A 13340-nucleotide genomic window follows, 5' to 3' on the forward strand; every position below is an offset into this window, starting at 1 on the left:
ATCTGCCTGTGGGGGCGTCTCGGAAGGCGAATCCTGTGTAAGAGAACTCTCCGCAGCGGGACACGAACTGATGTCTCGTCTGCTCTCCTATTAGTTTCGACAAACCGAAATTATATATTGGTTAATCACTATGACTTGTGTTGAATGAGTGACCCTTGGGGTCCAACGGAGCCACAAGGTGATTCAGCTAGTCTGTATGACCTCCACCTCCGTACGCTAGGGGCCTGTCTCTGGGGCCTCGTGTTCGTGATGTGCGGCTGTTTTGTATTCCTCTGGACTCGCGGTTTGTTGACGCTCCCGGATGCTGCGATGACCTCGACGCTCATCACCTACGCTGTCGTGATGACCGCGATCGCTGTCTCGTTCCCGGTGTTTTTCCGAGTGATGCGTAGATCCCGCTTGGCCGCGGGGGCGGTGTGGGTAGTTGGTGGGTTCGTGCTTTTTCAATTCGTACTGTGGCGCGAGGGTGACGGCGGAGTCGGTGCGTTCGACATTGGAGCCCTCGGGACTGACGAGCTGGTCCAGCTGATCGGGGCTGTCGTTGGTGTCGCGGATATCGGTAGTGTGTGCGCCGTGTTTGTCTTGTGAGACACGGTCAACTCCGGCCTACCGAGTGACCATTTTACCGCCATTCAATACGAGACTCAGGTCTCAGAGAGCGAGCGGAGCGAGCAGAGCGGGGACTATTTACAACTAATCTATTCGCTTATGACCCTACCTGTGGAGTGCCGATACTGGTGAGTGGCTCCCAGTTGCCGGTTGAACTGAGTTACTGACTGTCTCCCCGATACGACCCTCGCCGGCGATGTCAGGCACAGCAGAGAGCGCCAAACGGAACGCACCACCTGGGCGTGTAGGCTCTCTCAGGCGGCGATCGATGCGCGCTCACCGTCTCATACTCACTACCCTCGCACGAAACGGTGTGAGACCTTCGTCCGATACGACACCGTGGTTCGCGGCGCCACTCGACGGGCGCGAGCACCTGCTGTCGGACAGACTCGACACCGTGATCTGCCGTTTTATCAGGAAATTATTATCCCAACGCTCGGGATTCCTCCGGCTTTAGCCGGAGGAGAATGTCAAGGATGCGGAGACTGCCACAGAAATCGCCCGGCAGAAGCAGCGCGTGCTCGAAACCCAGCAGCCGGTCGAATACAGCGTCGAGCCGACGTTCAAGTACACCAATAAAGAACCGGTCTTTTACACGACCCGCTTCCCTTACTACGAAGATGACGAGTTCGTGGGGACACTAGCGATCTGCCGGGACGTAACGGATCTCGAGGATCGGAATCGGCAACTTCGGGTATTCGATAACAGTCTGCGACACAACATCCGAAACGACGTGAACGTGCTCCGTGGCCAGGGAAAACAACTCAAATCCGAACTCGACGGCGAGTTCCGGACGGCTGCCGATGTCATCGTCGAGCGAGCTAACGTGCTCCTAACAACGAGCGAGAAGTCCCGAAAAATCACCACCGGTCTCAGCGATCCACACGAACCGGCCCCGGAAGATATCGGACAGTTAGTCCAGACTCTTGCGGAAGAGACCGCTGCCCAGTGGCCTAACGCAACTATCGACGTGACGGGTCCGAGACACCTCGTCGTCTCGACGACTGAATCGATCGATTCTACCGTTGAAGAACTGCTGACCAATGCTGTGGTCCACAACGACGATGACACCCCAGAGGTGGATGTTGAACTCACTGTTGACGAGCCATGGGGAAGGATCACTGTCCGAGACACCGGCCCCGGTATTCCGGAGTTCGACAAGAACGTACTTGAATCAGGTGGTGCTATTGAGACGCTCTCGCACGGGAGCGGACTGTGACTGTGGCTCGTCTACTGGACGATCACCAGTTCTGGCGGGACGACTCGCGTCGATGACCGCGAGCCGGTCGGCACCGAGATTACGATTCAGCTCCCACTGGCAACTGCGGAGTGAACTACCCTACCCTACTCGCTCACGGCTGACGCCGTTCGCTCCTTGAGGGTAGGGCTTCCTGATTCAACGACGCGCTTTGCAGACACCGAGGTGTCCACAGGGAGCGCAGTCTCCACAGGCGTTCGTTCGGAGTGTCCCACTCCTACATCTTCGAGGCCGCGAGAAAGGATGTTCCACGCCGCGTTTGCGTCCCTGTCCGCCTCAAACCCGCAGGCGGGACAGGAGTGTTCACGGACCCACAGCGGCTTGTCGGTCGAAACGCCGCACGACGCGCACTCTTTGGTCGTCCCTCTCGGGTTCACCGCGACGAAGTGGGTCCCTTCGCGCTCGCACTTGTATTCGAGCAACGAGAGGAACGTTCGCCACGCCGCCGACGCCGTGTTGCGGCTGTTCGACGGTGATTCAAGCATCCCCGTCACGTTCAGGTCTTCGACCGCCACAAGATCGTACTCCCGAGCGTAGTAGTTCGAGAGCTTGTGTAGGAAGTCGCGGCGCTTCCGTTTCAGGTCGGCGTGACACTCCGCGACCCGTTGCCGTTGCTTCTCGTAGTTGTTCGACCCGTGTTCCTTCCGTGAGAGCGACCGTTGTTCGCGTTCAAGTCGCTCCCGTTCGTCCGAGAGGTCGAGAGACCCGACTGCCGTCCCGTCGGTGTCGTGGGCGTACTTGAGAATTCCCACGTCGATGCCGACGCACTGTTCGGGATTCTCAGGCGGCTCGGGCGGTTCTCGGTCCATTTCGACGCCGAACGTGGCGAACCACTCGCCCGTCGGTTCCTTCTTAACCGTGACCTGTTTAATCGTCGCGTCGTCGGGGATGGCGCGGTGGAGCCGAATCGGTATGTCTCCGAGTTTCGAGAGTGACAGCACAGTCTGACCGCCCTTCTTGTCGAGCTTGAAGCCAGACTGACTGTACGTGAAACTGCGGAACCCCCGTGGCGGCTTCCACTTGAATTGACCGACACGGTAGCCGTTCTCCTTGAGTTTAGAGAGGCCTTTAAGATTGTCGAACAGCCGTTCCACAACGGTTTGGAGCACCTTCGAGTACACGTCCGAGAGGTCGTCCCACCACTTCTTGAGGTCGGGTAGCTCCGACCGCAGGGTGGTCATAGACGGCAGTTCACCGTGTTCGTCTTGGTACTTGTTGAGGCGGTAGAGCGTATGGTTGTAGAGTTGCCGACAAATGTCTCGGTGCCGGTCCAACTCCTCGCGGTGGGCGTTGGACGGCTTGAGTCGGTACTTGTAGGCGTAGTACATCAGCTCTCCCGCTGGTCTTCGACGTACTGTTTCAGCACATCCAGCGACACCTGCCCCGTTGAGATGAGGCAGTACGAGTCGTTCCAGAACGAGTCGCCCCACAGGTCGGTCTTCAGTTCGTCCGCGTACTCGTTACGGATACGGCGGGCGGTAGCGCCCTTGACCGTATTGATGAACTTCACGAGGTCTGTGGTAGGTTTCGCTCGGAACAGGATGTGAACGTGGTCGTCCTCTCCGTCGAGGTTCGTTAATTCAACCCCGTAATTGTCCGTGAACCCGCTGATGACCCCGCGAATGAATTGGGTTCGCTCCTCGGTTAGCACTCCGCGCCGATACTTCGTGGTGAGTATCAGGTGGTAGTGTAGGGAGAACGTCGAATGCGCTCCCGAGTCGAGGTCATACTCCATTAGGTTCACCTATTGTACGACACCCCAATGCAAAAACGTTGCGACTACGTTGGCCTGTGGGCCTGTAACCGTATCGCTGTATGAACAGATGATGACGGCGCTGTATCCCCACCCTACTCCGCTCCCTTCGGTCGCTCCGTTGAGGGTGCGGGCTTAGCGCCTATATCCAGCTAACCTCAACTCTTGTCGCCTGAAACGAGCGCCGATACGGTGGCACGACTCGCCCTGTGTCCTTCCACCTCGTCGATCTGTCCGAGTAGGCCGTCAGACTGGGGGTGATGGAACATTCGACGCACTCGGTTGGCTTGATCCACGAAGTTCTAATAAAACCCCTCTCGAGAACTCATGACTGCGGCTATATTGCGTACAGCTTGTGGTTCGGAATAGAACGAGCGTAATTATAATACATATGCGTCGCTTCCTGATTCAGTATGAGTGTAGCAAACACACCGGTTGAGAATTTAATGAGCACAGACTTGCTGACGGTCACCCCTGACACCGGTATGGAAACGGCTGCGAACATCCTACTACAGGAGGATGTCGGGTCTCTGATCGTCCTCACGGATGAAGACAAAATCGCGGGAGTGTTGACAAGCACTGATTTTGTCGAAGGTGTCACAGCAGACCACCCGCTCCACACTGCCGCTGTTAGCGAGTATATGACGACGGAGGTTTTGACGGTCTCCGCAGCAGCGACGCTCCATGACGCGGCGGTCACCATGATGCGAGACGACATCCAACACCTCCCCGTCGAAAATAGCGATGGTGAGATCATCGGTATGCTCTCGGCTACCGATCTCACGGCGCAGTTGACCTATATGCAGAGTAGTGGCACCGACTGACTGCGAGAAGGTATGTTCTCACCCCTTTTTTAACTGCGAGCCGGGACAGTGTCTGCCGGTCAACCTTCGTCATGTATCTCGACGACGCAGAGGAATCCTTGCGCTTCGCTTCGCTGTCTAGGCGATTGTATTCAGATATTGTCGAACGCGACTGCGCCTGTTTGGGTGAGTGAACCTGCGACTGCTTCTGCCGGTCACGCCCACTCAAGATTGAATATGTGTTCGTACACCGCAGCGACGGGGTAGTTCCACCCCCGACCGAGTGACTTTTGTGTGACCCGAAGCGGTGGCGGCGTCTGTCGCCGTTTGAACTCGGCAGACGCGACTCGCCTGAGCACGTCATCAATGACGTGGTCCGGATGGGCCTCGCGAATCGAACTTAGATCTCCATCCTGCTCGACATACTGTTCTAGGATCGCGTCGAGGACGTCATAGGCGGGTAGCTCTTGTTCGTCAGTCTGTCCGGCACGTAGTTCGGCTGTTGGCTCCTTCTCTATCACCGACACCGGAATCACTGGTGACGATGCCGATGAAGCGCTGAGTGACTCGTTGTACACCCCAGCCAGTTCATACACCAGTCGCTTATAACAGTCTCCGAGTGGAGCAAGCGCACCCACCGCGTCACCGTATAACGTACAGTAACCGACCGCGGCTTCGCTTTTGTTATCGGGCGTGAGGACGAGCGCGTTTCGCTGGTTTGCGATCCCCATGAGGACGTCTCCACGGATCCGCGCTTGGACGTTCTCCGCTGCGACACCAGTGAGCGATGTCGTGTTTTCCGCAAGTGTCTCCGAGAGGGCCTCCACTGTCGGTCCAATCGGCACCACGTCAAACTCGATTCCCAAATTTGTCGCGACTGCTTCCGCGTCAGTGACGCTCTGTTGGCTCGTCACTTCGCTTGGAAGTGAAACCCCGTAGACGTTGTCCGCTCCGAGTGCGTCCACAGCGAGCGCAGCGGCCACCGACGAGTCAATCCCCCCCGATAGGCCAATAACCGCCTCTTCGAACCCGGTTTTATCGAAGTAGTCCCGCAGGCCAAGAGCGAGTGCCTCACTGGCTTGAGAGGCATTCGGCTCCCTGTTCGACGGTTGATCGCCTGGCTGGTGGCTGAGCGACACGTCTACAATATCGGTCGCGGACTCGAACCCAGCACACTGGGTCTGTAACCCCTGCTTTGTCGCAACGAGAGAGTGTCCATCGAAGATCAGTTCGTCGTTGCCGCCAACTTGATTCACGAATACGACCGGGCAGGTCGTTTGCGCCGCATGAGCCAGAAAACGACTTTCACGTCGAGCGGGCTTATTTAAGCTGAACGGACTCGCCGAGAGCGTCAAAATGAGATCAGCCCCAGCCGCGGCTGTGTCCATTAGGGGTCTCTCCTCATGCCGTTGTGTGCCAGTCACTATGACATCCTGCCACGCATCTTCACAGATTGTCACGCCTACATCCGTCCCAGCAACATCGACAACGAGCGGCTCACTGCCAGGTCGGAAGTACCGATGTTCGTCGAACACGTCGTAAGTCGGCAGCAGTCGCTTGTGGTACGCCTCACTCTGTGTTCCATCGCGCAGCACCACTGCGGCGTTGTAGAGTGGTGGACCAGTGTCGCGTTCGGTTCTCGTTGCCGCGCCCACGATCAGCGGGGGCCCGTCGCTCGTCTGTGACGCTAATCTATCCAGCGCTGACTCCTGTGCGTCCAGAACTGCTGGTCGGTGGAGCAAATCACGGGGAGGATACCCGATCAGCGAGAGTTCTGGTGTAACGACAAGATCAGCTCCCGCCTCTCGAAGGACAGCATATTCATCGGCGATGCGCGCAGCGTTAGAGGCCACCCCTCCGACGACTGGGTTATGTTGGATAACACCGGTAGTAAGTTCAGCATTCATTTTTTTGAGGCAATGTTGTTACCACTCAACGCTATGTGCTGAACATACTTCAAAACATGATCGAAACACTCGGACTGTCTTTTTACGGAGGAACCATCTCAGGTCACCGGGCGTTTGTGACCGCAGTTCACTCTCTGACACCCTGTGTGAGGGAACCAGAACTGCCGCGTTTCTTACCGTCGTGAAGCCAAGTCACATTACGGCAGTGTATCGAGACGAATGTTGCGGCATCGACGGTCGTACACGCATTCACAGTGATTTCGAGGGCGGAAGCCCACGACTTCAGTCGGGGGAGGAAGGCCGGCGACATAATTAAGTAGCTACTTTCGATATGGATTATCACTTCTATGAGGGCAAAAAAGCGCCAACACCGTTGCTCCTCAATTGGCCACGGGGGGGTTCTCTCATAGAAGAGGCCGTCTGTCAGTCGGCCCGCGACGCTCGGGACTGACGACCCCAAAGCGAGACAGGAACTCCCTCTCTCGATCTGCGGGCGAAGAACACGAGCAATTAAATTGCTGCTTCCGTTTGGCCCTGCGGAACGCAAGCCCACGATTTTAATCGTGGGTAACTGACTAGCTTGTAATCCGATTAGAAACATTCGGAATCTCGAGATTATCGAAACAGGGACCAGAACGCTCAGTCTGTGTGACCGGGCACTGAATTCACATTACAGCGGTAGCGACGCGAAAGCCCACGGCTTTAGCCGTGGGATACAGCCGACAAATTCGAAGCAAACCACCGGGTATTGGCCCGCCCGATATTCCCACGTTTTAATACGCTCTGAACATTCATTACAATTGTAATCGTGGTCACGACGACCGTCACCACGACGTTCCACAACCCATCCCGCGACCGCCGCAGAGAGTGGCAACGCGCCACCCAGTTGTACCGCGACACCAAGCAATTCTGTATCGACGGGTGGGAAACCGGCGAGTTCGGGATGAGTGTGACCACGGCCAGCATTGACAACGCCCTCTACTCGGCTATCCAGAATCAGGCCATCCGCGAAGCTAAATCCGACTATAAGAAAGACGGCATCGTAGCGTATCACGCCAGCCAGCCGTTCGCGGTCAATAACCAGAACTGGGAGATCGACCGCACCGACAACGGCACACTCGTCGTTGGCTTCCCCTGTATCTCGGGGTGGTGGTACACGCCGATCGACGTGTACGACGACATCGCCGACGACGTTGCCCGGCTCGTGGACGGTGGGGTGGACAGATCCCGTCTACAGGTGTACCGCCGGGGTGACGACTGGTACTGTACGTTCACCGTCGAGTACGATGCCGAGATGGGCGACGAGACAGTGATTGGTGTGGATATAGGCCACAACCAGCTGCTCGCTGCGGACGCCGAAACTGGCAAGTCGATGCTGATGTCCGGTCGTGAGGCGAAATACGTCCGACGCAAATATCGTTCCCTACGTGAATCGCTTCAACAGGCGGGTGCGCTTCGCGCACGCAACCACGTGGGTAACAAAGAGGAGCGTCGGATTCGTGATCTCAATCACACTGCCTCCCGTCGCCTCATCGACTGGGCCACACAATTCGAGAATCCTGTTCTGAAGATCGAGGATTTGGAGGGGATCAGACAGGGAAGCGACTGGCGTGGCGTTCATTCGTGGCACTTCCATCAGTTACAGGAGTTCGTCACCTACAAAGCCGAGCAAGTAGGGATTCGCGTCGAAAAAGTAGATCCGTTTGAGACGAGTCAACGCTGTTCGACCTGTGGTGGCGAGGGGACACGGGATGGCGACTACTTCTCGTGTTCTGAGTGCGACCGTGGCCGTCACGCCGACCTGAACGCCGCCGAGAACATCCGTCAACGGGAGGGAGAACCATACACGGCCTAACGCTTCGGGCGAGGCGAACCGTGCGACCTCGTAGACTGAACACTCCACCGTCTGCTTCGCAGACGCCCGGCGTGACCGGGGAGGAAGGCCGGTTTGACCCGGCTGTATGCGCTGGAAAGCACGTCCGGGGTCGTAACCGGACAGCGACCGCTGACGTTCCACGCGAAAGTGTTCCTGAGAACCGAGGAAACGCGCAACCTGAATATCCCCGTCGGGGAATCCCACCCCTTTAGACGTGGGAGGAGGTCAATACGGCAGGCGGCATCGGTGTAGTCTCTGGAAATCTGCCCTCCTGCTGTCGCCGCTATAGTTTTATTTATATATCACGTAAGGCGAGTGTCAGCATGGCCGTGCCGTTCTTGGCTATACTCGGCAGCACCTCACCGGCAACACTACTCGTCGTGGCGGGCGCTTTCGGTCTTGGTGCGGCGATCGCATGGCTTGTCGCACTCACTGACCAATGACTATCGCCGTTGGTCATCGAAGCGAGTCTTCAACGAAGACACACTGACTCCCTCCATCACTTTTGTACTATCCAGTACGCCAATCCGAGCGCCTCGCGGAGAATGACACCGGCAGCAAACACATAGACTGCCTCCAACGGAAGCGGGAGAACATCGATTGTCGCGACGGCCATCGACATGATGATCCCCATTCCCACCCACGCGAACGCGAACTGTCGGTCAGCGCTTGTTGATTGTGTCCCCAGCCAAGCCATACCTGCGCTTCTAACGACACTAACATAAAATTTCACTCAAACGGTATGCTTGCGACGATCGTCTCGGATTCGGGTCCAGAGGCCCAACAATTCCGCGTCGAGATTCAGACGAAAGTCGACGAGACAGTGCCGTGTTACGGTCCCGTATGCGACTGGTGGGACGCAAGCCGTCGATGAACTTCGAGTTGTCCACGAACCGTCTGAGTCAGTTGTCGCCACCACCGCACTCGCAACCCCTGTTCGTGAGTTTGATGGCTGGGAGTAGGGCCGCAAACAGGCGTCGGCGACCTCTCGTGGTGGTCCGGTGAGTTGCGCTTGGCGGTCGAACTGACGTGCTGTTTAGGACACGTGCCTCCCGGGTGCTTCTCGGGTGACCACTCAACGGGAGTCGTTAGTTAAGTGATTGAAAACATGTGATTTCATCGGCTTTGCCATACGGGTTGGCAGGTCAAGTTCGTAGCGTGGCTCAGCATTCATCCCCTTCCGAATGTTGTGCCAGCTTCTGGTCTCGTAGCTTGCTACTCAGTTTGACGGAGTTCAGACCAAACGCGCGAACTGTCTTTCACCACATCCGACGGCACGTATCCACAAGCGATCTGTCATCACACTGCGTCTCTCCAACGTGTGATTTAATAGAGATTAAACAACATTTTCCTGTAGGGAGCAACCGTCACACGCTCCCCCCCCCCCGAACAACGACGAGTCACTGATGGACGCTATCCTCACGTTGGTTTGCGGATCTGCTGGCCGATATCACGTACCACTACGACCAGAGTCATCCCAAGTACAACCACAGAAAACCCGGTCCAGAGTCGCACGTTAATTCTGTCGACGCCCGCCCAGAACGGCACCACGGGACGTGGCTGCGCCGCGACGAACGGCCACAGCAGGTCCGCTGGAATCTGCCCTGCGAGCAGGCTCTGGTACGTGTCGCCGATCACGTGCGATACGTACGCCACCGCAAACGCACCGCCGATCCGTGGCCGCTCGGTGTACCAGCCGTACGCAAGTGCGCCGGCGATGATCGGCACTGCGAACGGTAATGAGTGTATGAAGACGCGACCGCTCGGAAGGACACTGAACTGATGTGCGAGCGGCTTGTCCACGAGATCCGGAAACTGACTACCGACCGCAGCCACGAACGTCACGGCACGCGTCGGGAGACGTCGGTCGCGAACGGCGACGTACGCCACCACCGGCAAGAGGGCAACGAGCAGGTGCCCGTGGGGAAACACGTCGGTGTCTTCCCGGCCGAGATTGAAGAACGTTCTCACCCCTTATCCTGTAGTAACCGGAGAATCGTCGCCAGCCTGCTCCCTGGCTCTGTTGGATGTTACCGAGCGTTTTATTTAATTAGCTGACAGGTTTTGTAGTATGTGGTCGTGGCTGCCGACACAGGCGTCGCCGGACGTTTCCTTGCGAGTGACGCTGGACCGGGACCGACTCGCGGATCTTCTCGCACCGACAGCGATGGTTGACGGCGAAGCCGTACTTGACGTCACCTCTGACAATCTTGTGATCCGTGCGGCTGACGCGGCACACACTCGATCGGTGACGGCGACGCTCGCTGCCGACGCCTGCTCGCAGTACGCGGTCACACCCGGGCGGCTCGTGTTCGACCCTACGACTCTCCGTGCGGCGATCGCTGCCGACCAGACGGTCTCAACCGAGACAGAGTCGGTCACACTCACGTACGCGGCGGGCGAGTCGACGCTGTCGGTGGCCCTCTCGACCCTCACACAGGAACAATCCGTCGACCCAACGCCAGAAGACGATGTTCCACTGTTGAATCAGTGGCCAGGTGGAGCTACCGTCCATCACCGTGCCAAAGCGCTGACTGAGCTCTGTAGCTACTTTGCGGCGAGGACGAATGTGGTTACCGTTGAGTACGACGGTTCTCAGAACCTGTTTCGGATCGAAAGCGTCACCGCACAGTCGGCGGACGATGCGTCGGCGATGACGAGTACTTACGAACGGGCCGGCTCGGAACTCCCCGGTGAGACGGCCGCTGTAACGGTCAAATCGACGTTTGACAGCGCACTGTTGCGCGATCTCACTGCCGCGGTACCAGGAGATGCGCGCGTCCGGCTTGACATCGCCGACGCACATCCGCTCCGACTCGCATGGACCGGGTCCCACACCGATAATGAAGTCGACACACCGGTCGAGATCACCGCGCTTCTTGCGCCGCGCGAGACATCCGTACAAGACGATGACGAGACCGGGTAAAATGCCAGTGCTGTAGCGACGACTGGTAGCCTGAACAACTAGGGAGCGTTGATCACATAACCGTTCGACACCAGCACCCACGAGGCGAGGTGGTTCAGCTGGCGACGGGGGAAGGTGGTGTGCTGGCCAAGCGTTACATGTAGCCGAGGTCGCGCAGACGCTCCATCAGGTCCTCTTTGTCCTGGGCGCGGCCGGCGCGCTCGGTCGTGCCCTCGAGGTTCTGGAGCCAGGCGGGCTCCTCGGTCGTCTTCTCGGTCGAGACCTCGCTGCCGAGCGAGCGGAACCCGGCGAAGTACTTCGGCGAGATTGGGACGTCTTCTTGGGTGACGCCCTCCGGGAGGTCGTCGTCGGCCTGCGGGATGTACCCCTCGTCGGGGAACGCCTCGACGGTGTCCGGGACGACGAAGTTCCAGAAGGCCTCCCACACGTCCGCCTCGGCGAACTGGAGGATGGGCTGGATGCGGTCGTGCGGCGGGAAGAGGTCGGGGTCGTGGCGCGGCGAGAAGAACGTCTCGTCGGCGCGCGCCTCCTGCTCGTCCCAGCGGACGCCAGAGATGACGCCGTCGATGTCGTACTCTTCGAGGGCGTCGTTGAGCGCGACCGTCTTCAGCAGGTGGTTGCCGACGTAGGTGTCGAGCAGGAACGGGAACGAGTCCTCCTCGAACTCGAGGATCTCGCGGATGTGGTGCTGGTTGTGCTCCGAGAGCGCGTCGACGGGGATGTCGTCGCCGGGTTCGAGGCCGTGTTCCGCGACGTAGTCGCCGACGTCCTCGTTGCGGGCGTACACAAGGTCGATCGCCCACTCGTCGGCCCAGTGCTCGACGAAGTCGGTGATCGAGTCGAAGTGCTGGAAGTGGTCGATGAAGACAGCGGTCGGCTTCTCGTAGCCGTACTCCTCGGCGACCTGGTTGATGAAGTACAGCGTCAGCGTGGAGTCTTTCCCGCCGGTCCACATCACCGCGGGGTTATCGTACTGTTCGAGACCGCGGCGCGTGACCTCGACCGCCTTCTCGATCTTGTGCTGGATCGACGGGTAGTCGTCGGGGGTCTCTCCTTCGCCATCAGTGTAGTCGACGTCGACGCTTGCCGAGAACTCGTTGGACATATAACCTGATAGGCTGCTGTCGTTTAATGGATATTTCGGTTCTAACTTGGTATACCAAGACTGACCATCTCTCACGAGTAAGCTGGCGGTGTTCACCGTGTAGTCGGCTCCTAACTAGCTGTCACACTCAGCATCGTATCATCGAGACGCACTCCGATTTGGCGATTTCAATCTGCCTACAGAAGAGGTGGGGGTTGTGTTCACTCTCTCGGGGCGTTCACATTGCCCCACAGATTTATTATTACTTGAATTTCACTTTTGACAATGACTAACGAACTGCTCCACGCAACGGTGAGTGTTCGCGGCGTCATTATCGACCCGCGAGGTCGGAACCTCGTCCTCCAATGCGCGACGAACGGGCAGTGGGAGTTGCCCGGAGGGCGGCTTGCTGTCGAGGAGCCAGTCCGTCAGGGCCTCCGTCGCGAGATCAGCGAAGAGACAGGGATCTCAGTCGAGATCCACACGCCTGTGGCGACGAACGCATGGGTCAACGATGACGAGGAGGGCCGTTTTGCCGCTCATTACAAGTGTTACACCTCCGAGCGGAACGTCAGCCTCAGTGATGAGCACGTCGACTGGGCCTGGATGCTCCCTGATGAGGCGCAGCGCGTCCTGAATGACCCGCAAACTGCCGCCGTCCAGGCGGTCTCGAACCTCCCACTGACCACTCAGGCCGCAGACCGGTCAGTCTCGCAAGATTAACTCCTACTCGAAGTTTCCGCGGGCGCAGCGGTTCTGACACCATCGCACAGCCACTCGCGACAAGACGCGGGATCGTCAGAATGCTCGCTGCGCTGGGCCAACAGCGTTGTAATGATCCGTACGAGTTCTAGTACTCCTCCATCGATCTCGGCGGAGTTGTCGGTCGCTTCCTTACACAGTGTCTCGAGTTCTAGAGCAGTGATCTCACCCCGTGAAACCGCGTCGACGAGCGTGTCTGTGTCGCTCTCGACAATTGCTTTGACCTCGGCAGCAAGCTCTTTGCGCTCGGCCGGCGGGTCTCTGCTTTGCTCCATGGTAACTCACGTCGTTCCGGGACTAGTTGGATAGTTCATATAAATATTCCTCCGAGAAATTCTCCTGTTCCGCTTGACTTCGGACAG

The 13340-nt window shown here is 58.0% G+C and carries 13 protein-coding genes; 6 read left to right on the forward strand and 7 right to left on the reverse strand.

Annotation, left to right across the window (positions count from 1 at the left end):
• Positions 1-288 precede the first annotated feature (288 nt).
• On the forward strand, positions 289-588 hold the full coding sequence (locus ABNG04_RS08490) for a hypothetical protein (RefSeq protein ID WP_371161730.1): 300 nt from the start codon (positions 289-291) through the stop codon (positions 586-588).
• A gap of 538 nt (positions 589-1126) precedes the next feature.
• Entirely contained in the window at positions 1127-1828 is a 702-nt protein-coding gene (locus ABNG04_RS08495; RefSeq protein WP_371161731.1) for a sensor histidine kinase, read from the forward strand.
• 125 nt (positions 1829-1953) lie between these two features.
• On the opposite strand, the gene ABNG04_RS08500 is transcribed toward ABNG04_RS08495, so the two are convergent.
• Complete coding sequence (locus ABNG04_RS08500) at positions 1954-3195, reverse strand: RNA-guided endonuclease InsQ/TnpB family protein (RefSeq protein WP_371161733.1); 1242 nt, start codon at positions 3193-3195, stop codon at positions 1954-1956.
• The gene (tnpA, locus tag ABNG04_RS08505; protein ID WP_371161734.1) at positions 3195-3602 is read right to left on the reverse strand and encodes an IS200/IS605 family transposase; all 408 of its coding nucleotides are present in this window, start codon (positions 3600-3602) and stop codon (positions 3195-3197) included. The genes ABNG04_RS08500 and tnpA overlap by 1 nt, the downstream gene beginning before the upstream one ends.
• A gap of 464 nt (positions 3603-4066) precedes the next feature.
• Between tnpA and ABNG04_RS08510 the strand changes: the two genes are divergently transcribed.
• Positions 4067-4444: a CBS domain-containing protein gene (locus ABNG04_RS08510; protein ID WP_371161736.1), complete on the forward strand. Its 378-nt coding sequence runs from the start codon at positions 4067-4069 to the stop codon at positions 4442-4444.
• Positions 4445-4638: 194 nt separating this feature from the next.
• Here ABNG04_RS08510 and ABNG04_RS08515 read toward each other — a convergent pair whose 3' ends face one another.
• A complete protein-coding gene (locus ABNG04_RS08515) occupies positions 4639-6330 on the reverse strand; it encodes an NAD+ synthase (RefSeq protein ID WP_371161738.1) in 1692 nt (563 codons plus the stop codon).
• Between the two features lie 808 nt (positions 6331-7138).
• On the opposite strand from ABNG04_RS08515, the gene ABNG04_RS08520 reads away from it, so the two are divergent.
• A complete protein-coding gene (locus ABNG04_RS08520) occupies positions 7139-8185 on the forward strand; it encodes an RNA-guided endonuclease TnpB family protein (protein WP_371161739.1) in 1047 nt (348 codons plus the stop codon).
• A gap of 520 nt (positions 8186-8705) precedes the next feature.
• On the opposite strand, the gene ABNG04_RS08525 is transcribed toward ABNG04_RS08520, so the two are convergent.
• Together ABNG04_RS08525 and ABNG04_RS08530 are read right to left on the reverse strand one after the other, a co-directional pair.
• A complete protein-coding gene (locus tag ABNG04_RS08525) occupies positions 8706-8903 on the reverse strand; it encodes a hypothetical protein (protein ID WP_371161741.1) in 198 nt (65 codons plus the stop codon).
• A gap of 722 nt (positions 8904-9625) precedes the next feature.
• Positions 9626-10177: a metal-dependent hydrolase gene (locus tag ABNG04_RS08530; RefSeq protein WP_371161742.1), complete on the reverse strand. Its 552-nt coding sequence runs from the start codon at positions 10175-10177 to the stop codon at positions 9626-9628.
• Between the two features lie 100 nt (positions 10178-10277).
• On the opposite strand from ABNG04_RS08530, the gene ABNG04_RS08535 reads away from it, so the two are divergent.
• On the forward strand, positions 10278-11132 hold the full coding sequence (locus ABNG04_RS08535) for a hypothetical protein (RefSeq protein WP_371161744.1): 855 nt from the start codon (positions 10278-10280) through the stop codon (positions 11130-11132).
• A 133-nt stretch (positions 11133-11265) separates the two neighbouring features.
• Here ABNG04_RS08535 and ABNG04_RS08540 read toward each other — a convergent pair whose 3' ends face one another.
• Entirely contained in the window at positions 11266-12237 is a 972-nt protein-coding gene (locus tag ABNG04_RS08540; protein ID WP_371161746.1) for a phosphoadenosine phosphosulfate reductase family protein, read from the reverse strand.
• Positions 12238-12501: 264 nt separating this feature from the next.
• Between ABNG04_RS08540 and ABNG04_RS08545 the strand changes: the two genes are divergently transcribed.
• Positions 12502-12939, forward strand: a complete 438-nt coding sequence (locus ABNG04_RS08545) for an NUDIX domain-containing protein (protein WP_371161748.1) — start codon at positions 12502-12504, stop codon at positions 12937-12939.
• Here ABNG04_RS08545 and ABNG04_RS08550 read toward each other — a convergent pair.
• Positions 12936-13253, reverse strand: a complete 318-nt coding sequence (locus ABNG04_RS08550) for a hypothetical protein (RefSeq protein WP_371161750.1) — start codon at positions 13251-13253, stop codon at positions 12936-12938. The genes ABNG04_RS08545 and ABNG04_RS08550 overlap by 4 nt on opposite strands.
• Positions 13254-13340 lie beyond the last annotated feature (87 nt).

Source organism: Halorubrum miltondacostae (assembly GCF_041379815.1).
Classification (GTDB): Archaea; Halobacteriota; Halobacteria; order Halobacteriales; family Haloferacaceae; genus Halorubrum; species Halorubrum miltondacostae.

Bases quoted from the DNA above. Each gene is read 5' to 3' on its own strand.
- ABNG04_RS08535 (WP_371161744.1), top strand. From the start codon at position 10,278: ATGTGGTCGTGGCTGCCGACACAGGCGTCGCCGGACGTTTCCTTGCGA.
- ABNG04_RS08550 (WP_371161750.1), bottom strand. From the start codon at position 13,253: ATGGAGCAAAGCAGAGACCCGCCGGCCGAGCGCAAAGAGCTTGCTGCC.
- ABNG04_RS08525 (WP_371161741.1), bottom strand. From the start codon at position 8,903: ATGGCTTGGCTGGGGACACAATCAACAAGCGCTGACCGACAGTTCGCG.
- ABNG04_RS08515 (WP_371161738.1), bottom strand. From the start codon at position 6,330: ATGAATGCTGAACTTACTACCGGTGTTATCCAACATAACCCAGTCGTC.
- ABNG04_RS08545 (WP_371161748.1), top strand. From the start codon at position 12,502: ATGACTAACGAACTGCTCCACGCAACGGTGAGTGTTCGCGGCGTCATT.
- ABNG04_RS08500 (WP_371161733.1), bottom strand. From the start codon at position 3,195: ATGTACTACGCCTACAAGTACCGACTCAAGCCGTCCAACGCCCACCGC.
- ABNG04_RS08540 (WP_371161746.1), bottom strand. From the start codon at position 12,237: ATGTCCAACGAGTTCTCGGCAAGCGTCGACGTCGACTACACTGATGGC.
- tnpA (WP_371161734.1), bottom strand. From the start codon at position 3,602: ATGGAGTATGACCTCGACTCGGGAGCGCATTCGACGTTCTCCCTACAC.
- ABNG04_RS08510 (WP_371161736.1), top strand. From the start codon at position 4,067: ATGAGCACAGACTTGCTGACGGTCACCCCTGACACCGGTATGGAAACG.